The sequence below is a fragment of the Candidatus Accumulibacter contiguus genome (genome assembly GCF_012940005.1).
In the GTDB taxonomy this organism is placed as follows: Bacteria; Pseudomonadota; Gammaproteobacteria; order Burkholderiales; family Rhodocyclaceae; genus Accumulibacter; species Accumulibacter contiguus.
On record NZ_SPMX01000049.1, the window covers coordinates 1 to 19,320 of the forward strand.

Annotated in this window: 14 protein-coding genes, 1 tRNA gene and 2 pseudogenes; 7 read left to right on the forward strand and 10 right to left on the reverse strand. The window is 60.7% G+C overall.

The features are described from left to right. Positions 1-790: 790 nt before the first annotated feature. The 3 genes from E4Q08_RS15865 to E4Q08_RS15875 are packed head-to-tail and all read right to left on the reverse strand — an operon-like array spanning position 791 to position 3,626. On the reverse strand, positions 791-1,984 hold the full coding sequence (locus E4Q08_RS15865; RefSeq protein ID WP_169071102.1) for a hypothetical protein: 1,194 nt from the start codon (positions 1,982-1,984) through the stop codon (positions 791-793). 51 nt (positions 1,985-2,035) lie between these two features. Then, positions 2,036-2,647 carry a hypothetical protein gene (locus tag E4Q08_RS15870; protein WP_169071103.1) on the reverse strand — a complete coding sequence of 204 codons (612 nt, stop codon included), beginning with the start codon at positions 2,645-2,647 and terminating at the stop codon, positions 2,036-2,038. 40 nt (positions 2,648-2,687) lie between these two features. Then, positions 2,688-3,626 (reverse strand): LysR substrate-binding domain-containing protein, encoded by a 939-nt coding sequence (locus E4Q08_RS15875; RefSeq protein ID WP_169071104.1) that lies wholly within the window; start codon positions 3,624-3,626, stop codon positions 2,688-2,690. Positions 3,627-3,730: 104 nt separating this feature from the next. Here E4Q08_RS15875 and E4Q08_RS15880 point away from each other — a divergent pair, with 104 nt between their 5' ends. The 4 genes from E4Q08_RS15880 (at position 3,731) to E4Q08_RS15895 (ending at position 10,380) form a co-directional block, all read left to right on the forward strand. Beyond that, positions 3,731-4,432, forward strand: coding sequence for a pirin family protein (locus E4Q08_RS15880; protein WP_169071111.1), 702 nt, complete (start codon positions 3,731-3,733; stop codon positions 4,430-4,432). Positions 4,433-7,023: 2,591 nt separating this feature from the next. Continuing rightward, positions 7,024-7,479, forward strand: coding sequence for a peroxiredoxin (locus E4Q08_RS15885; RefSeq protein ID WP_034911012.1), 456 nt, complete (start codon positions 7,024-7,026; stop codon positions 7,477-7,479). Between the two features lie 37 nt (positions 7,480-7,516). Then, positions 7,517-8,944, forward strand: a complete 1,428-nt coding sequence (locus tag E4Q08_RS15890; RefSeq protein WP_169071105.1) for a PhoH family protein — start codon at positions 7,517-7,519, stop codon at positions 8,942-8,944. A gap of 113 nt (positions 8,945-9,057) precedes the next feature. Beyond that, positions 9,058-10,380, forward strand: coding sequence for a transglutaminase-like domain-containing protein (locus E4Q08_RS15895; RefSeq protein WP_169071106.1), 1,323 nt, complete (start codon positions 9,058-9,060; stop codon positions 10,378-10,380). A gap of 13 nt (positions 10,381-10,393) precedes the next feature. Here E4Q08_RS15895 and dnaB read toward each other — a convergent pair whose 3' ends face one another. The 5 genes and pseudogenes from dnaB to rpsF form a co-directional block, all read right to left on the reverse strand. Then, positions 10,394-11,839, reverse strand: a complete 1,446-nt coding sequence (dnaB, locus tag E4Q08_RS15900) for a replicative DNA helicase (protein WP_248594958.1) — start codon at positions 11,837-11,839, stop codon at positions 10,394-10,396. 136 nt (positions 11,840-11,975) lie between these two features. Then, positions 11,976-12,434 (reverse strand): 50S ribosomal protein L9, encoded by a 459-nt coding sequence (gene rplI, locus E4Q08_RS15905; RefSeq protein WP_169071107.1) that lies wholly within the window; start codon positions 12,432-12,434, stop codon positions 11,976-11,978. Between the two features lie 15 nt (positions 12,435-12,449). Next, a pseudogene (rpsR, locus tag E4Q08_RS15910) lies at positions 12,450-12,726 on the reverse strand (30S ribosomal protein S18). Then, positions 12,698-13,045, reverse strand: coding sequence for a primosomal replication protein N (gene priB / locus E4Q08_RS15915; protein ID WP_308240154.1), 348 nt, complete (start codon positions 13,043-13,045; stop codon positions 12,698-12,700). Before priB ends, rpsR begins: the two are co-directional and overlap by 29 nt. Then, entirely contained in the window at positions 13,042-13,425 is a 384-nt protein-coding gene (gene rpsF / locus E4Q08_RS15920; RefSeq protein WP_034908897.1) for a 30S ribosomal protein S6, read from the reverse strand. Before rpsF ends, priB begins: the two co-directional genes overlap by 4 nt. 181 nt (positions 13,426-13,606) lie before the next feature. Between rpsF and E4Q08_RS15925 the strand changes: the two genes are divergently transcribed. Continuing rightward, positions 13,607-15,535: a GGDEF domain-containing response regulator gene (locus E4Q08_RS15925; protein ID WP_169071109.1), complete on the forward strand. Its 1,929-nt coding sequence runs from the start codon at positions 13,607-13,609 to the stop codon at positions 15,533-15,535. A 15-nt stretch (positions 15,536-15,550) separates the two neighbouring features. Here E4Q08_RS15925 and rtcR read toward each other — a convergent pair whose 3' ends face one another. Next, a complete protein-coding gene (rtcR, locus tag E4Q08_RS15930) occupies positions 15,551-17,140 on the reverse strand; it encodes an RNA repair transcriptional activator RtcR (protein ID WP_034908895.1) in 1,590 nt (529 codons plus the stop codon). 329 nt (positions 17,141-17,469) lie between these two features. Between rtcR and E4Q08_RS15935 the strand changes: the two genes are divergently transcribed. Then, positions 17,470-17,540: transfer RNA gene (locus tag E4Q08_RS15935), tRNA-Met, on the forward strand. Positions 17,541-17,808: 268 nt separating this feature from the next. After that, a complete protein-coding gene (locus E4Q08_RS15940) occupies positions 17,809-18,948 on the forward strand; it encodes a slipin family protein (RefSeq protein WP_169071110.1) in 1,140 nt (379 codons plus the stop codon). Between the two features lie 56 nt (positions 18,949-19,004). Here E4Q08_RS15940 and E4Q08_RS15945 read toward each other — a convergent pair. Next, a pseudogene (locus tag E4Q08_RS15945) lies at positions 19,005-19,320 on the reverse strand (transposase); the annotation flags it as partial.

Sequence of the window (19,320 nt, forward strand, 5' to 3'; positions counted from 1 at the left end):
CACCGCCNTTTTTCGGAGCTTATCCCCCGTCGCCTCTTCCGCTATGTCCAGGTCGGCCAGTCCTTGTCGGATCGTCTTGCGATCGATCTCAAACAACTGCGCGATGTACTGCTGGCCCCCATGCCCCAACTTGTCAGACTCCACCGCCGCGTACCGGCGACGATCCTTTTCCGATAGTCGCCGATAGAATTCCTTCATGCGCCGCTCTACGTCTTCCCGGTAATAGCCCACGCTGCATTCCCTTTGCTGTTTTCAGAACAACCAAGCAAGCAAGTGGCATGCCCGAGCGCACAGTCAAAACGGGAAGTTATTTCGTAGGCGTTCCTTAGCTCCACGTACCAGTTCTACAAAGAGTCAGCTCCAACTCGTTACCTACCGTTCGGAAACTGAGGTAAGGAAAGACAGCAGCAAGGCGATTGGGGCCGTAGCGAGGCGAGTCAGCAAGGGCCGCTCGGGGTCGCGAGCACGTATTTGCGGGAGTAGAAAGCCGCCGGTCGCCGTGAGGTGTGCCCCGACGGCAGCTTACTGCCAAACTGCTGACTGCCATTGAACGATCAGCCAACGGCGGCAAAGGCCGATAAGCCGACCGTCGACACGGTCGGCCCGAAGGTCGGCGGTGGGTCGGTGGCTACGAAATCTGAACGACTGCTTCCAGTCTGTAGCTGCCCGATAGCCCTCGCTGTCAAACGGCTCTTGCTGGCCTGTCCGAGGCAGCGTCTCTCCTCGTCCGGATCCTGCCCGGTCGCGCCAGCGCGGCCCCATAACACAACCAATCCCACTCCTGGTAGCTTTACATCTGTCGCTTCACCCGCATGGCCAGCGCGCTGACGCCCATGAAGGCAACACCCATCAGGACCAGCGAGATCGGCCAGCCCAGTGAATCGACGAAATGCTGGGTGGTGAAATAGCCGATGTAGCTCAGCATGGCGATCACCGTCGTTAGCAGCAGGGCGCGGCTTTGCAGCAGGACACAGGCGTAAAGCATCGAGGCCGTGACGGCGAAGAAAGCCGGTTCGACAGCGGTCTTGTGCACCAGATCGAAAAGGCCGGTGTAGGCCATGGCCGAACCGATCAGCGTGCCCAGCCCGGCCAGACGGTGCTGTCGCCCGCCTTTTTCCAGACCGTAGGAGGCTGACATGATCGACATGCCGGTGAGAAGCACGGCCCAGTTGGGTGTCGATGCGATGGCAAGCCGATCGAAGATGCCGGCGTTGAGCCAGCACAGGGCGATCAGGAAGGCGAACTCGGACAGGCTGCGATGGGGGGATTTCTCCAGTTCGGTCGCCACCAGAAACAGCGAGCTGCCAAGAATGATGGCGCTGAAACCCGGTGAGACGTCGAGCATGTCGAGACCGACTTGCAGGAAGGCGTATACGAACAGCAGGGCGGTAAAGGCCAGTACGGTCTGTGCATATTTGCGGAAAAGCACACCCTGATGCAGCGCCATCAGTCCGAAAACGCTGAGCGCCGCCAGGCGCCAGTTGTCGCCGCGTGGAAAGACCTCATGGATGAAGACGAACCAGCCGCTGGTCAGCATGATCACGGAGGCCAAGGCGAGCGGCAGGATCAGTTTCGGAAACTTTTTCTCGTGCAGCGCCGAGATCAGCACGATCAGCAGCGTGTAGCCAACGCCCAGCGTGACCAGGACGCGCATCACACTGCCCATCCGATTCCAGAACATGCCGATGTAGGTGCTGATGCCGGCGAGAATGAAGATCGCGCCGAGATAGGTGAACAGCGTCTTGGCGATTTCGCCGCCACTACGCCGGGCGGGCGCCGCCTGCATCAGTGACGGGTCGCGATAGGCCACGGCCACTTCATCCGGCGTGATGTCATAGGTTCGCATCAGTTCGGTGATTTTGCCGAGTGCACCGGGTTTGTCGATGACGTGCCTGACGCCGAACAGGGCGGCGACCAGCGGCCAGCCCCACCAACCGCCGCCGATGACGAACAGCAGCACCAGCAGCAGAATCAGCCAGCTCATCAAACTATGCTCCTGCCGCCGAGCGACACGCTGGCGTTTTAGTCCGCACGCTCATGGCGAAACCACCCAGCCGATGAAGCGAACCGTGTTGCCGTAGTAGGCGCCGTCGGTATTGGGCAGGCGGATGCTGCGCCCGCTTTTTACCAACTCGGCTTGCGAACGGTAGCGGGAGGAATAGAACAGGTCGGTAAAGATGCGCCCCGAATAGCCGTCCGGGCCGGCGCTAAATGCGTAGCCATCGGGTGCCAGACTCGACGAATCAACTTTCAGTCCTGCGAGATCAGGCACCTCGATCGGCGTCACCGTGGGAATCTTCGGCGCTTCGACGGTGCTTCCGGTATTCGGCGCGAGACCTGGCGGCAGGAGCAGGGCGATTTCCTTCACCGCACCGGTTCTAGGATTGAAGCGCCAGAGTCGCGGATTCTGGTAGGGCTGATTGCTGCCAATGTAATTGACCTGGACCCGGTCGCCGACGACGGCAATCTGAAGCGTGTTCTGGGCGTTGTTGTAATAGCTGTAATTGGTGGCGTACAGCACGTCATGCTGCGCCGGTGCGACCAGCAGGACCGGAATGCCGGAGATCACCAGGAACAGCACGACCAGCAACAGCGGCAAACCGAGACCGAAAGCGATGGTCGGGTTGTCGCGGAAAACATTCTTCATGTCGGGAATTCCTGTGGACTACTACTGAACTGGATGAAGCTCAAGAGCGCCTCTCTGCCAATAGCGTAGCCCGCGTCACCGGGCTTTGCAATTGCTCAAGCCACCATCGCAGTGCCCGCCCTTGGCCACCCCTTCCGCTCTTGCGCCACGCGTAACAAAACTGAAGCTGGTGTTCCCCTTGTTCGATTTGTTTGACCACCAAGCGTCCGGTATCCATGTAGGGCTGTGCCAGGCATGTCGGCAGGAAGCCAACACCCAGCCCTCGAAGCTGTGCGTCGAGCTTCGCTGGCAGGTCCGGAACGGTCATCACCTCCTGGCCGGGCAATAGTCTGACCGTCAGGCCGCCGCCGCGCTGTACGGAGTCGGCAAGCGCCACCGCGCGATACGGGCGGATGGTTTCATCGGTCAATGGTTCAGGCGCCTGTGCCAGCGGGTGGTGAGGCGATACGGCGAAGACAAAACGAACCGAACCGAGCGACTCCCGCTGTAGGTCAGCCCGGCTACCGGCCTGCACGACCACGCCCAGCGCCAGATCGGCCTGGCCCGACGCGAGCGCTTCGAGCGTGCCAGACAGCGTCTCGCTGCGCAGCTTGAGACTGGTCGGCGGTTGCAACGCAAAAAATGACTGGCAAAGCTCCATCACCGTCGCACGCACGATGATGCTATCCACCGCAATCGTGAACTGTGGCTCCCAACCGGTCGCCACCCGCTTGATGCGGTTGGCCACGGCATCGATATCGGCCAACAGTCGCGCACCCTCGCGCAGTAGTTCCTGCCCAGCTTCAGTCAAGCGGGCCTGCCGCGAGCTGCGATCAAACAGCAGGACATCCAGCGCGTCTTCGATCTGCCGCACGCGATACGTCAGTGCGCTCGGCACCATATGACCTGCACGGGCAGCCGCAGCAAAGCTGCCGGCCTTTGCAATGGTCTCAAGCATGGCCAGGGCATCGGGTGTTAACACATCGCGGGCAGTCGGCATCAGAGTGTCATCCATTCAATCATTTTGAATGATGCCATCAAATTGTCAGCACCTGCAACGATACTGAACAAGTCACAATGCACCTCATCAACAAGGAGGTTCACATGCTCACAGTTCGTAAGTCTCAGGATCGCGGTTACGCAAACCATGGTTGGCTCGAGAGCTACCATTCGTTTTCATTCGCCGGTTATCACGACCCGGCGCACATGGGCTGGGGCAACTTGCGGGTCATCAACGAGGACCGGGTGGCCCCCGGTACCGGCTTTGGCAAGCATAGCCACCGCGACATGGAAATCATCAGTTACGTTCTGTCGGGAAATCTCGCGCATCAGGACAGCATGGGCAATATCAAGGGTATTCCACCCGGCGACGTGCAGCGCATGAGTGCCGGCACCGGCGTGACGCACAGCGAGTTCAACCACGCCGAGGGCCAGACCACGCACTTTTTGCAGATCTGGATTACGCCCAACGTGACCGGCATTGCGCCGAGTTACGAGCAACGGCATATTCCGGCAGAACAAAGGCGAGGTGAGTTGTGCCTGGTGGCGTCGCCCGATGGAGCAGGAGATTCAGTCACGATTCATGCCGATGCGTATTTGTTCGCCGGCCTGTTCAACGGCACGGAATCCGCCATCCTGAACATCAACTCCGAGCGCAAGGCCTATGTCCACGTGGTACGTGGTGCAGTTGAGGTCAACGGCCAGCACTTGTCGGGTGGCGACGCCGCCCTGATCAGCGCGGAAAGTCGCATTGAAATCACGAACGGTAAAGACGCAGAAGTCCTGGTCTTCGACCTCGAAGCGTGAACATTCCCAATCAACACCTGCCAAGTAACGATCCCCCGGCAGAGCGTGCCAGCGACTCTTCGAGACCAGACCAAGCCACCGGATGCCGTGGCCCAGAATGAAATGCTGGATTCCCAGCGTTAAGCGGTCTCGGATAAGTTCTCCGAAAATTTGTGAATGTACTAGGCGCTTCTTGCCACTTTTTTGCTTGCGTTTGCGCGCGGACAACAACCAGCGTTTCAACGCGATGTGGATCAGGCCGATCAGGAGCAAGGCCACGCCGAGGTAGAACAGCGTCGGCGCCCACACCTCGCGCGGCCCGGGAGGAAGCTGGGGGCCGACCAGCCAGGGTTTCAGGAAGCCGGTCAGCGCGTTGCTGATGACGAAGGGCAGACCGATGGTCGAGAGAATATAGGTCAGACGCTGGGTCTCGAGTGTACTGGCGGTGCGGATGGCGTCTTCCAGTTGCGATACGCGGGTATGCAGGTTCTTGATGGTGTCACCGACACACCAGCGGTTCTCCAGCGCGGCGCGGAAGGCGCGCACGTCGGCCCAATGGCTGCCTGGCTGGAATTGATAGCCGGCCTCGGTCAGCCGGCCACGCAGGGTGGCGAGATCACCCAGGACGGCGGCGGTGGGACGCGGTTTCCTGCCGGAGCTGCGTTCTGCAAACAGGGCGTCCAGAGCCCTCGCCACATCGCGTCCCGTGCCGAGGATCTGGAATACCCGCTCGAACTCTTCGGTAAGCTGTTGCAAGCGGAGACGTTCGGTGCGCCAGTCGTCGAATACCAGAGTGCCTTGATCGTGGAGGATGGCGAAGCCACCGTGCACTGGCAGCACGCTGAATTCATCCGGGACAGGCAGGTCCTCGACCGTGATCGCCTGCTGCTGGTCCCGGCGGGCGATGAGGGCGGCCAGATAGCGCTGCACACTGGGCAGGTCGAACAGCGCGCCCGACTGGGCGGTGTTCGGAAGCCAGCGCATCCCCAGAAAAAACTTGGTAATGCCGTCGTCACCGTCATAACGGCAGGTCTTCCGCATGCAAGCCTCGAGCGAGACCGGCGGGCCAGCATGCAAGGCGTCTTCGACGCGCAGGCGCCGTACCGGGCTGTATACCCGCCAAAGGGCACTGACGACATCCGGCCAGGCCAGCCGGCTGCCAAGACGCCCGTCCGGCAGGCGCCGAGGCGCAGCGAGCAGGGTGTAGCGGCCGTGGTCGTCCCACCAGGGTTGAGTGTACCCGGTTCCCGCGGGATAACTGGCAATCGGGCGTGCATTCTCGGTAGGACGCTGGTCTGCCCAGCGTTCGTTTTCCAGCCGTTCCAGTTCCAGCCACAGATCCTGCAGGTCGATGCCGGTCAGGGGATTGACCGACAGCACCATGTCATCACCGGCACCGGCAATGCGTGGGTCCGGGCGGTAGATGCCCATGACGGCGAAACCCTGCCGCATGGGGCTGTGGATGCGATCCAGTCGAGCGAACAATTTGCGGGTGCCGCTGGGCCAGGTTTCCACCGTGAGGTAGGCATCTACCAGCATGTCCTTGCGCGGTTCTGGACCGGCCATCGGCACCAGCAGTTGCAGACAGGTTGAGCGGGCCAGGGAACGCAGATAATTCTGTTCCTCGTTGCGCAGCAGAGCGGCGGCGCGGCGGTAGGCTTCCAGTTCCCACAGTTCCGGTACGGCATCCGGCGCAATGTCTCGCCGCAGCAGGGTGGTGGTGAACTGCAGCGCTTCGCGCCAGGCACCAGCGAAATCGTAGCTGCGGCCTTTTTCCGAAAGCAGCGGGGCGAAATGACTGTGGGACAGGGCGGAGAGCAGCGCCGCCCAGGCCGTGTGCGGGTTTTCGGCGACCATTCCCATCAATTCCCAGCGTCGTACGGCTCCGAGCCAACGCGCGACCTCGGGCTGGTCAAACGATTCTACCGGCACCCCGCTCATTACTGCGAGCCAGAACAGCAGCGCGAGCACCGAATCGGGGGAGGCGTCTTCAATCACCAGGGTGATTTCGCCCAGTCGCCGGCCCAAATCCGCATCCTTTCCCCACGCTGCCCGCCAATGTGCCGCCAGTTCTGGTGGCGGCTTCAGTACCATCTCCGTCACTGTGGAAGGGTCTGCCGCGATCCTGAAGCGCTCGGCCAGGCCCTTGTTATTCAGGCAGAAGCCGGGATGCTCGACCGCTTGTTCGCGGCTGCCCCAAGCGCCGACACCGATCAGGATTTGGTTCCGTTCCGCCCGGCGGCACAGGGGATCGGCCTGGATTTGCCGAAATGGCGCGGCAATGCTCGTTTGTTCTTGAGTGAGCCATGCATCGAAGGTCCGGAGAAAATCATGAAACAGCATGGAAACTCCGATGAGCGTTTGCAGGGATCTGCAGAAGTAGCAGGTGATCGCTTCGCGTTTGCATGTGTGTTGACTGCATTGACTTTACATAATACAAATTATACGAATATATGGCTTGTTTGCAATCAAGCTAACCCATTTTTCTGGCCATGGTATTGATCGTGATCAAAAGTAATTGATCACCGACATCAATCAATCTGCTTGACCGATGCTCCGGTTTCTCACCACAATCCAACCAACTACCAACTCTCCATACCCAAAAGCCAGCCATGATCGACCAGACCGTAGACGACTTCAGCCTGCCCGCAACCGGTGGCAAGACCTTCACTCTCTCGGCCTGCCTGGGCAGCCCGGTCGTCCTGTATTTCTACCCCAAAGACAGCACACCGGGATGTACCACCGAGGCACAGCAGTTCCGTGACCTGTACCCGCAGTTCGTCGCCGCCGGCAGCATCGTCGTCGGCGTTTCCCGGGACAGCATCAAGTCACACGAGAACTTCAAGGCGAAGCAGGATTTGCCATTCGATCTGCTTTCCGACGCCGAAGAATTGCTGTGCACCCGCTTCGCACTCATCAAGATGAAGTCGATGTACGGTAAACAGGTTCGCGGCATCGAGCGCAGCACCTTTGTCATTGACGGCAAAGGCGTGCTGCGGCGCGAATGGCGCGGTGTCAAGGTGGCCGGCCACGCGCAGGAAGTCCTCGATTTCATTGCCCGGATCTGACATGCCTCCTCACCGACCTGATCCGGGAAGCGCTCACATGGCCCGCAACACTGAATTCAGTGCCGAGCAGCGAGCTGCCGCCACGCCCGGCAAGCTTTTCGTCCTCGACACCAATGTCCTGATGCACGATCCGACCTGCATCTACCGCTTCGAGGAACACGACGTCTTCCTGCCGATGATGACCCTGGAGGAACTCGACAACCACAAGAAAGGCCTGTCGGAAATCGCCCGCAACGCTCGCCAGGTGACGCGCACGCTCGACGAGATCGTCAACAGCCTGGACGGGGCCATCGACCTGGGCATCCCGCTTCATGGACCCTCCCGCAAACTGGCCAGCGGCCGCCTTTTCCTGCAGACCGAAGCAATTGCCGGCGAGTTGCCGGCGGGATTGCCAACGGTCAAGGTCGACAACCAGATTCTGGCGGTCGTCATCGATCTGCAGCGCAGGCATCCCGAGCGCCCGGTGATCCTCGTCTCCAAGGACATCAATATGCGCATCAAGGCCCGCGTCCTCGGGCTCTCGGCGCAGGACTACTTCAACGACAAGGTACTCGAAGACACCGATCTGCTGTACACGGGAATGCGCGAACTGGCACCCGACTTCTGGGAAGCGCATGGTCAGGACGTCGAGTCCCGGAAGAAGGACGGCCGCACGCTGTACCGCCTCAAGGGGCCACTCTGCGCGCAACTGCTGGTCAACCAGTTCCTCTTCCAGGAAGGGGAAAAACCGCTCTATGCCATCGTCCGCGAAATCTCCGGCTCGACCGCCGAACTCCAGACGCTGACCGACTATACGCATACCAAGAACAATGTCTGGGGAATCACGGCGCGCAACCGCGAACAGAACTTTGCGCTCAATCTGCTGATGAATCCGGAAGTCGATTTCGTCACCCTGCTCGGCCAGGCCGGCACCGGCAAGACGCTGCTCACCCTGGCTGCCGGACTCACGCAGGTGCTCGAAGGCAGGCGCTACAGCGAAATCATCATGACCCGCGTCACCGTGCCCGTCGGCGAGGACATCGGCTTTCTGCCGGGCACCGAGGAAGAAAAGATGGGGCCGTGGATGGGCGCACTCGAAGACAACCTCGAAGTTCTCAACAAGAGCGATGACGATGCCGGCGACTGGGGCCGCGCGGCGACCCGTGACCTGATTCGCAACCGGATCAAGATCAAATCGCTCAATTTCATGCGCGGCCGCACCTTCCTCAACAAGTTCCTGATCATCGACGAAGCGCAAAACCTGACGCCAAAGCAGATGAAAACCCTGATCACCCGTGCTGGACCCGGCACCAAGGTGATCTGCCTGGGCAATATTGCGCAGATCGACACGCCCTATCTTACCGAAGGCAGTTCCGGGCTGACCTACGTCGTCGACCGCTTCAAGGGCTGGCAGCACGCCGGCCATATCACCCTGCAACGTGGCGAGCGTTCCCGTCTCGCGGACTACGCTGCGGAAGTGTTATAATTTTCTGGACGTTAACGGAGCCGTGTCTGGTGACACGGCTCAGTCGTTTTTTGGCCACCGATCCATACTGCCGGCTCCGAGCGATAAGGATCCTGTGCTTACCGGAGAGTCGATTGAAACGACGCGATTTCCTTGCTGCTTCCACGCTTCTTTCACTACTGGCCCCTTCGGCGGTGCTTGCCGCCAACAAGAAGAAGGCGGCTACTCAGGATGCCGGCAAACCGGCAGCCAAGTCGACATCCAAGTCTGGCGCCAAGCCTGCCGGCAAGAGCAGCGGCAGAGACACCACCAGAACCGGCAGCAAAGCCGGCAGTGGCAGAGCCGGTAGCAAAGGCCGGCAGCACAGCTACCGACCGGTCACCGAAAGACCGCCAGCAGCCCCGCCACCCGTTGCCAGTCCACCGCCGGCAGCCGTCGAACCGCGCAATGCCATCAGCCTGCCCGATGAGCCACAGCCCAATTGGCGGACCTACGAGATTACTTCGCTGATCACGCTCAACCAGGTCAAAGGCAAGCTGCGACTATGGCTCCCGCTGGCGCAGTACAAGGACACTTTCTGGCAACGCTCGCTGGGTCATCACTGGCGAGGCAATTTCGACAGTGCCGGAATCTATCGTGATCCAGTAGCCGAAATGGAGGTGTTCTACGCCGACTGGAAAGAGGGCAGCGCGACACCGCAATTGCAGCTCGTCAGTCAGGTGGCCAAGCAGGATCGTCACTTCGACATCACCCGGCGCGGCAGCATTGCCGAACGCGGTGAAGTGCTTCGGCGCTGCCTGCATTCGAGCAATCTGGTCCCGATCGATGGACTCGTGCGCCGCACCGCCGAGCGCGCCATTGGCCGTATCAAGGATCCGGTCGCCCAGGGCAAGGCGATTTATGACTGGGTGGTCGACAACACTTCGTTTGATCCTGCGCTGAGCGGCATCGGCAAAGGGGATGTCGAGGCCATGCTCGACAGTGGCCAGTTGAGCGGCAAGAGTGCCGACATCGCCCTGCTCTTCGTTGGCCTGTGTCGATCGATCGGAATTCCCGCACGCCCGGTCTTCGGGCTGCGCGTCGATAGTTCACGGCTGTTTGCGGGTCTCGGTGCGACCGGCAACCTGCGCGCCGTGCAACATTGCCGCGCCGAATTCTACACACCGGGTTATGGCTGGATTCCGGTCGACCCCGGTGATGTGCGCAAGGCCATCCACGATGAACGCCTGGGCAACAGCGATGCGAAACTGGTCGTCCTCCGGAAGTTGCTGTTCGGTTTTTGGGAGATGAACTGGATTGCCTATAACGCCGCCCAGGATGTCAGTCTGCATGGCGCCAGTGGCGGGCCCCTGCCCTTCCTGGTCCTGCCGCAGGCGGAGGCCGCCGGTGTCCGTTTCGACAGCACCGACGTCCAGCGCTTCAGCTACACGGTCAACGCCAGCCGCGTCGAGGGCTGACGTCTGCCCGCGCTCAATACGATCCCGGCTTGGCGAAACTCTCGAAGCGCGTGTACTCGCCCAGAAAAGTCAGGCGGGTGGTACCGATCGGGCCGTTGCGCTGCTTGCCGATGATGATCTCGGCAACCCCCTTGTCGGGTGTGTCCGGGTTATACACCTCGTCGCGGTAGATGAACATGATGATGTCTGCGTCCTGTTCGATGGCACCCGATTCGCGCAGGTCGGACATCACCGGACGCTTGTTCGGCCGTTGTTCGAGCGAGCGGTTGAGTTGCGAGAGCGCCATCAGGGGAACGCCCAACTCCTTTGCCAGTCCTTTCAGCGATCGCGAAATCTCCGAGATTTCGGTCGCCCGGTTCTCGCCATGCGAAGTGGCGGACATCAATTGCAGGTAGTCGATGACGATCAGCCCGAGCTTGCCACACTGGCGATGCAGACGGCGCGCGCGCGCGCGCAGATCGATCGGGTTGAGCGCCGGCGTCTCGTCGATATAGATCGGCGCCTCGTGCATCTTGCCCAGCGCAAAGGACAGCCTCGACCACTCGTCGTCATTGAGGCGACCAGTACGGACGCGATGGGCATCGAGCCGGCCGACCGATGACAGCATGCGCATCGCAAGTTGTGTGCCAGCCATTTCCATCGAGAAAATGGCGACCGGCAGACCCACTTCGATTGCCACATGCTCGGCAATATTGAGCGCAAACGAGGTTTTTCCCATCGACGGGCGGCCGGCAACGATCAGCAGATCGCCGCCCTGCAGGCCCGAGGTCTTCGAGTCGAGATCGTGATAGCCGGTCGGCACGCCGGTGATGTCCGAAGGATTGTCGCGGTCGTGCAGCTCCTGGATGCGCTCGACCACCTGCGTCAGCAGCGGGTTGATATGCACGAAGCCGGACTGATGGCGAAAACCGCCTTCGGCAATCGCGAATACCCTTGCCTCGGCCTCGTCGAGCAGGGTTTTCGGGTCGCGACCGAGCGGGTTGAGCGCACTACCGGCGATTTCGTCACCGGCAGTCACCAGTTGCCGCAGAATCGCCCGTTCACGGACGATCTCGGCATAGCGCCGGATGTTCGCCGCCGACGGCGTGTTCGCTGCCAGTTCGCCAAGGTAGGCCAGCCCGCCGGTAGCGTCGCCCTCCCCCGCCTGGTCGAGGCTTTCAGCAACCGTCACCGCGTCGGCGGGTTTGCCACGTTCCAGGAGTTTGGAAATCTGGCGGTAAATGCGCCGGTGTTCATCGCGATAAAAATCGCTTTCGCTGATCACGTCGGCGATCTTGTCGAAGGCAGCGTTATCGAGCATCAAGCCGCCGAGAACCGATTGCTCGGCCTCCAGCGAATGCGGTGGCACGCGCAGTTCGGACAGTACCGAGTCTGTCTGCGGGCTCCGTTCTCGCCGTGCTCCGCGACTGCCGAAGCGTTGCCCGCTATCGGAACTGGGTGAATCGAAGGACTTGGCCATGGAATATCCGCAGAGGGAACAAGCAAGGCAGGAAGTGTAGCGCGGCAACTCCGGATCCGCGGTACAGACGCAAAAAAGCCTTGCCCTCGGGCAAGGCCTTTCGCCCGACGCCAGACAACGGCGCCGTATCGACCATCTACAGTTTCGGCTGTTCGACAACCACGGCAACCGTGATCGTCGCCATGACGTCGCTGTGCAGCGCCACTTCCAGTTGCGTCTCGCCAAGCACCTTGAGCGGACCTGCAGGCATGCGAATGGCCGATTTTTCGATCTCGAAACCAAGCGCTTGCAAGCCGTCGGCAACGTCAAAGTTGGTCACCGAACCAAACAGGCGACCATCGACGCCGGCCTTGCGAGCAATCCGGACGACCGCCCCGCTCAGCTTTTCCGCATACCCCTGTGCAGCCGCCAGTTTCTCGTTGGCGGCATTCTCCAGTTCGACCCGTTTGAGCTCGAACTCCTTCAGGGCGGCCGGCGTGGCGCGCTTGGCCTTGCCCGTCGGAATCAGAAAGTTGCGGGCGTAGCCATTCTTCACCTTGAGCAGATCGCCGAGGTTGCCGAGGTTGGCGACTTTTTCCATCAGAATGATTTGCATCGTCGTCTCCTCGTATTACTGGTGGTTGTCGGTGTACGGCAGCAGCGCCAGGAAGCGGGCACGCTTGATGGCCACCGACAACATCCTCTGGTAACCGGCCTTGGTACCGGTCAGCCGAGCCGGCATGATCTTGGCGTTCTCGGCGATGTACTCCTTGAACAGATCGACATCCTTGTAGTCGATCTCTTCCATTTTTTTCTGCAGTGAAGCGGCAGAACTTGCGCCGCTTGAACAATCCGCTGCCACGCTTCTTGACGTTCTTGTCATCCTTCTTCTTGAAGAACCTTGCCATCTTGATTTCCTTCGACAAATTCGATCGTGGTGATATGCAGTCTTGCTTGCTTGCTGTTGCGGCTCCTGGCGGCGAGAAAACCCGTCAGTTGCAGCGTCGCGCCGGGATTGGCCGCCTGCAGCCACTGTGCCGTCGTGCCCAGGGCAATCGCCTGGATTTCGCATTCGACACGGCGGAGGCTGCCAGCTTCAAGCTGTTCCGACTGGTGTCCGATCAGACATTCCATGACCGGCACGCCGGCCGGCGTAAAACGTAGCGCCTTGCGCTCGATCAGGATTCCGCTGAGCTCGACGCGATTCAGCAGCGCCTCGACAATCAGGCAGCCGCTTGGGCGGTTTCGGCTGGTGCCGGCTCACGAACTTCCAGCAGCGACCTGGACTTCTCGTCCTTCATCATCGGCGACGGTGTGCTGACCGCACGCTTGGTCTTGATCGTCAGATGCCGAAGAATCGCGTCGTTGAATTTGAAGCCATGCTCGAGTTCGGTCAGCGTCGCGCCATCGCATTCGATGTTCATCAGAACATAATGCGCCTTGTGCAACTTCTGGATCGGATAGGCGAGCTGACGGCGTCCCCAGTCTTCGAGACGATGAATCTGCCCGGCGCGGGCAGCGATCAGCGACTTGTACCGCTCGACCATCGCCGGCACCTGCTCACTCTGATCCGGATGGACGATTAGAACGATTTCATAATGGCGCACGAACACTCCTTATGGATAAAGCCCCCCGCCATGCGAACGGTAGGGCAAGGTGGAAAAACCGCCGATTATAGCGGGCTTATGCTTTGCCAGGCAAAGTGTTTTGCCGTTTTGCAACTCGATGCTTTAGGCTGATAGACTGCACGCTGAAGGTAGAAACACCTACAACCCTCCACAGGAATACATGAGCAAGATCGAACAACTGCGGATCAGCGGCCAGCTCCCCAGCCCGAAAGGGGTGGCTTTGGCGATCATGGAGATCAGTCGTCGTGAGGATGCGACTCTTGACGAGGTGGCCAGGGTGGTACAGAGCGATCCCGCCCTTTCCAGCCGCCTGTTGCGCCTTGCCAATGCTTCAGCAAACACCGCCCGACCCGTGGTTTCGATCAGGGAGACCGTGCTGCGCCTGGGCATGGCGACCGTCCGCCAACTGGCCATGGGGTTCTCTCTGGTCGACCAGTTTCTGGAAGGGCCCTGCTCCACCTTCGACTATCCGGCTTTCTGGTCCCATTCTCTGTTCATGGCAGTGGCCAGCCAGGAGTTGGGCCGGATGACACGGACGGCTTCACCGGACGAACTGTTCGCCTGTGGTCTGCTGGCACAGATCGGCTGCCTGGCGCTGGCCACCGTCTACCCCAACGACTATGCGGCCGTGCTGACCGAGCAGAGCCGCGGTGTGGCGCTCCTGGAACTGGAGCGCAAGCGTATGGGGATAGATCACGCGGAATTCACGGCCATCATCCTCGCCGATTGCGGCATACCCAAGGCCCTTGCCGAGCCTGTCCATTACCACGAGGCACCGCAGACCTCCGGCTTTTCCGAAGGCTCCCGGCCTGACCAGCTGACCCATCTGCTCTTCCAGGCGCGACGCATGGCGGATCTCGGTCGCTCACCCGTGACCGAGCGCCATAGCAGTATTGCTGGATTGATGCTCCTGGGTGGCAAGATCGGTCTGGATGCGACGGCCATGGGCGAAGTGTTCGACCGGGTGGTTCACCTGTGGTACGAGTGGGCCGAGCTGCTGAAAGTGCCGGCCAGCCCCATCCCTTCATTCAGCGCCATGGCCAACGCCCCGGTTCCCCGCCCGGAGGAGGATTCCCAGGCGGCGCACACCAGCAAGCGGGTGTTGCTGGTAGAGGACGACCCCACGACCCGCATGATCACGGAGGGTCTGCTGTGCCACCTGCTCGGCTGCACGGTCCACACGGCCGAGAATGGCAAGGATGCTCTGGCCCTGGCCCTGGAAGTCATGCCCCAGATCATCATCACCGACTGGCTCATGCCGGTCATGGACGGGATCGAGTTCTGCCGCGCCTTGCGTGCCACCGACTGGGGCCAGTCGATGTATGTCATCATGCTGACCGGCGAGGAGACGGAAGAGAAGATCATCAATGCTTTCGAGGCGGGGGTCGACGATTACGTGACCAAGCCGGTGAATGTCCGCGCCCTGAGCGCCCGAATGCGGGCGGCCCTGCACTATGTGAAGCTGCTCGAGGCCTGGGAAAACGACCGGGCACAGCTCAAGCAGTTCGCGGCAGAACTGGCCATCAGCAACCGGCGGCTCGAACATGCCGCGATGACCGACCTGCTGACCGAGCTACCCAATCGACGGGCCGGCATGGAAGCGCTCAGCCGATTCTGGAACGGCTCCCAGCGAACGGGGCAGCCCGTGGCGGCGCTGATGATCGATGTCGATTACTTCAAGTCCATCAACGACCGCCATGGTCATGCGGTGGGGGATCGGGTATTGCAGGAGGTCGCCAAAGCCATCCAGACCGCAGCCCGCAAGGACGACATCGTCAGCCGGATCGGCGGTGAAGAGTTCCTGCTGGTATGTCACGACGCTGACCCCAAGGCTGCCCTGCTGGCTGCCGAGCGTCTGCGCAAGATGGTCAAGGCGATGAAAATCCATATCGATGACACGGAGATACAGACCTCGGTCAGTATCGGCGTGGCCAACCGGGAGAACGGCATGGACAATGAGGATGACATGCTCCGGGCCGCAGACAAAGCCCTCTACGCCGCCAAGAATGCCGGTCGGAACCGGGTCTGCCTCTTTGCCAACGGCAAGACCATCTGCGCCGCCTGCGTCAATGACAAGCACCAAGCGTGAAAGAGTCAGTCGGGATCATTTGCGATTCACTGCCGTCCAGTCGAGGCCGAAGCGCGACAGGTATTTGCGCAGCCGGTCCGCATCGTTGGCAATTTTCTTGTCCTGGCGGGATACGGCGAAAAGTTGACGTCCAGCTTCCGAGAGGCTGGCTGCTTGCCGGCAAACGGCGATTACCGCATTGAGCTGGCAGCGATCGAAGAGGTCGAGTTGCGCGGCCTGTTCGCCCAGAAGGTAGGAGACCGCATCGGCCGTCTGGCTGCCGCCCCAACTGTGGCCAAGGCGCGCGATCTCCTCTACGACCTGGGCCTCGGTGATGCGCCCCGCTTCGGCCAGGGTGGCCATGCGCGTGACCGACGCCGAGAGTTCCCGAAAATTGCCGCGCCAGGCGGCATCCGCCGAGCTGGCAAAAGCCAGGTAGCAGCGGCGGGCTTCGACATTGAAGCGAACGAGCTGAGCATGCTCACGCGCAAAACGTTCCAGCTCGAAATCGAGATTGGGTTCGATGTCCTCACGCCTTTGTGCAAGGCCCGGCAGCTCGAAGGTCCATAGGTTGATGCGCGCATACAGGTCTTCGCGGAAATGCCCCTCGGCCACCCAATGGCGCAGGTCGCGATGAGTGCCGGCGATGAGCTGGAAATCGCTCGCGACTTCCAGGTCGCCACCGAAGGGGAAGAAGCGTTTTTCCTCGATGGCCTTGAGTAGCATCGCCTGCTCGTCCAGTCCCAGTTCGCCGATCTCGTCGAGAAACAGCAAACCGCCATCGGCAGCACGCAACAGCCCGGGGCGTTCGCTCTGCGCACCCGTGAAGGCCCCCTTGACGTGGCCGAAGAGGCTGGACATGGCCGAATCGCCGCGCAAGGTTGCGCAGTTCACCTCGATGAAACGCCCCGCCAGACGCTGTTTCTGTCGCTTGAGCGCATATACGCGACGGGCGAGAAAGGATTTGCCGGCGCCGGTGGGACCGATCAGCAGCATCGGTGACTTCGAGCGTCCCGCTACCCGTTCGATCTGCTCGATCATGCGGTTGAAATGGGCGTTGCGCGTGGCAATCCCGGATTTCAGGAAGCTCACCCTGTCGTCATGATCGCGCTGAAAGCGCTGCGCAATCTTGTTGTAGCGTGACAGATCCAGATCGATGATTTCGTAACTGCCGACGGAACTCGCCACCTCCTTCCTGCGCGGCGGCGAGGTCTGTAGCAGTTGTGCCGGCAAATAGCGCGCCTCGGCCAGCAGGAACCAGCAGATCTGTGCGACATGGGTTCCTGTCGTGATGTGCAGCAGGTAATCCTCGTTCTCGGGGTCGAACGGGTAAGCGCGTGCAAAGTCGTGCAGCGTCGTGTACACCTCCTCGAAATCCCACGCATCGCGTAGCTCGATCTCCACGTGGCAGACCTCGGTTTCGGGCGATACCGACTTGATGTCCGCCTGCACGCGCTCGGCCAGTCCACGGCTGCGCGCATCGTGCAATAACTCCAGGCGATGTACGATCAGGTCTTCCTGCTGGCACAGGCCCACCGTCGGCCGCCATTTCTCCCAGCGTGTGCTGCCCTTGCCGCCGTAGTCGAGTTGCGTACCGAGAAAGCCGATGACGACGGTCCTCTTCATGTTGACTATCCTTCTGGATAAATAACGATTCGATATTCTATGAGAATCCACCCACCCCGGTTTCCACGGAAACCGAAAATCTCCTGAAAACCAAGCCAAATCAATTCTTTGAGCGCAATGCCGCGGTTATCTCGAAGGTTGGCACGGATTTCGCTATGAAAGAGTCGTCGCAACATCGCTGCAAGGCCCGCGGGCAGGGGATCAACACCCCGCCGGTGCGCAGAGACCGGATTCCGGTCTGTCGTTTCTGTGCATGCCGCCACAGCGGGAAGGCGATAACGGGCGATCTCGTCGGGAGCTCGTCGGGTTCGATTCCCGGGTCGCCCCCATTGGATAGCTCAATCGGTAGAGCAACTGACTCATCATCAGCATGTCGCGGGTTCGATTCCCGCTCCAAACTGTCTTTCCACGACAGCGTAAGCTAGCAGTACCCGTCGGTCGCGGGATGCGCAAGCCCCCGCTGCCGGTCCGGTCGGTGACTGTCCCGCACTGGCGGCACGGCGAGCCGGCGACGAAGCAGGAATGTCAGCCCTCCCCCGCGTGCCTCGGCACCAAGGGAGAAGCGCTGACTTCCGGCAAGCCGCCACTCGCTTCCCCGCGAGTGCCGGGCAATCGGCCCAGCGGATCGGCATTGACCGGCAACAGAACAACAGCAAAGGAGAATGAAGATGTTGAAGCGTTTCGTCGTGTTGAAGAGTGAACGTGCTGCCTTGCTCAGGGACGGCGATTTCGAGCGCATCCTCAGCGCTGGCCGCCACTACTTCTTCGACCCCGTGAACCGGCTCTCGCTCCAGACCTGGAAGCTCGACGCTCCCATGCTCGACATCACGCTGGTCGACTATCTGCTGCAGCACGAGCCGCAGACCGTCGCGGAAAATTTCGTCTGCATGGAACTGGGTGAAGACGAGGCAGGTTTGCGCTATGAGAACAAGGTCCTGGTCGAAGTGCTGGCGCCTGGCTCCCGACGCGTTTTCTGGAAGGGCCTGGTCGAGCAGAGACTGGAAAAAGTCGATCTGCAGCAAGGCTATGAAGTCGCACCGCAACTGGCAGCGCACTTCCTGCAGCCGAGCCTGCGGGCACACGCGGTGAGCGGCCTGGCCGGCCTGCTGATCGCGCAGGTGCCTGCCTACCACGTCGGCGTTCTGCGCGTCGACGGCAAGGTGCAGCGACTGATGTCGCCCGGCATTGAGGTATTCTGGCGCTTCAACCGCGAAGTGCTGGTCGAGCTCGTCGATATGCGTCTGCAGAACATGGAAGTGTCGGGCCAGGAAATCCTGAGCAGCGACAAGGTCGGCTTGCGCCTCAACCTTGCGGCTACCTGGCGCTATACCGACGTGCTGCTGGCGCACGAAAGGCTGGCCAAGCCGGTCGAACACCTGTATCGCGAACTGCAGTTCGGCTTGCGGGCCGCCGTGGGCACGCGATCGCTCGATGAGCTGCTGGAAAACAAGCAGATCATCGACGAAGCAGTCAGCGCGCACGTGGCGCGCAAGCTGAACGGTTTCGGGATCGAGGTGAGCAGCATCGGCGTCAAGGACATCGTTCTGCCCGGCGAGATGAAGACCATCCTCGCCAAGGTGGTCGAGGCCGAGAAGCTGGCTGAAGCGAACGTCATTCGTCGCCGTGAGGAAACCGCGGCAACACGTTCGTTGCTCAATACCGCGAAAGTGATGGAAGGCAACCCGGTCGCGCTGCGTCTGAAGGAGCTGGAAACGCTGGAACGTGTGGCGGAACGAATCGACCGCATCTCGGTGTTTGGTGGCCTGGATCAGGTGCTGAGCGGACTGGTGAACATCAAGGGCGCGTAAGTCGCTTACCCTCTCTGCGATGGCGGGAGAGCAACTGTGTTCCCAGTCAAGCTTTTTTAGGCGCATTTTGCATGCTCTGGATTCCACGGAATACCCGATTTGACTATGGCGTTCATGATCGTCAGCATCTTGTGCATGCAAGCGACCAGCGCGACTTTTTTTGAGTTTTCCGTTAGCAAGCAAACGTTCATAAAAGGTCTTGATGACGGGGTTGTAACGTATGGCACTTAAGGCCGCCATGTATAAAGCGGTACGGACCGTCGCTCGACCACCCCAGGTGATGCGCTTACCCTTGTGGCGACCACTGTCCGCGTTTAATGGAGCGACTCCGACCAACTTGCCAATCTGCGCATGGGTGAGTTGGCCAACGCT

Coding starts and splice junctions, on each gene's coding strand:
- E4Q08_RS15865 (WP_169071102.1), bottom strand. CDS start 1,984: ATGAGCTGGCTGATTCTGCTGCTGGTGCTGCTGTTCGTCATCGGCGGC.
- E4Q08_RS15875 (WP_169071104.1), bottom strand. CDS start 3,626: ATGCCGACTGCCCGCGATGTGTTAACACCCGATGCCCTGGCCATGCTT.
- E4Q08_RS15890 (WP_169071105.1), top strand. CDS start 7,517: ATGGCCCGCAACACTGAATTCAGTGCCGAGCAGCGAGCTGCCGCCACG.
- E4Q08_RS15870 (WP_169071103.1), bottom strand. CDS start 2,647: ATGAAGAATGTTTTCCGCGACAACCCGACCATCGCTTTCGGTCTCGGT.
- E4Q08_RS15880 (WP_169071111.1), top strand. CDS start 3,731: ATGCTCACAGTTCGTAAGTCTCAGGATCGCGGTTACGCAAACCATGGT.
- E4Q08_RS15940 (WP_169071110.1), top strand. CDS start 17,809: ATGTTGAAGCGTTTCGTCGTGTTGAAGAGTGAACGTGCTGCCTTGCTC.
- rtcR (WP_034908895.1), bottom strand. CDS start 17,140: ATGAAGAGGACCGTCGTCATCGGCTTTCTCGGTACGCAACTCGACTAC.
- E4Q08_RS15925 (WP_169071109.1), top strand. CDS start 13,607: ATGAGCAAGATCGAACAACTGCGGATCAGCGGCCAGCTCCCCAGCCCG.
- E4Q08_RS15885 (WP_034911012.1), top strand. CDS start 7,024: ATGATCGACCAGACCGTAGACGACTTCAGCCTGCCCGCAACCGGTGGC.
- rplI (WP_169071107.1), bottom strand. CDS start 12,434: ATGCAAATCATTCTGATGGAAAAAGTCGCCAACCTCGGCAACCTCGGC.
- dnaB (WP_248594958.1), bottom strand. CDS start 11,839: ATGGCCAAGTCCTTCGATTCACCCAGTTCCGATAGCGGGCAACGCTTC.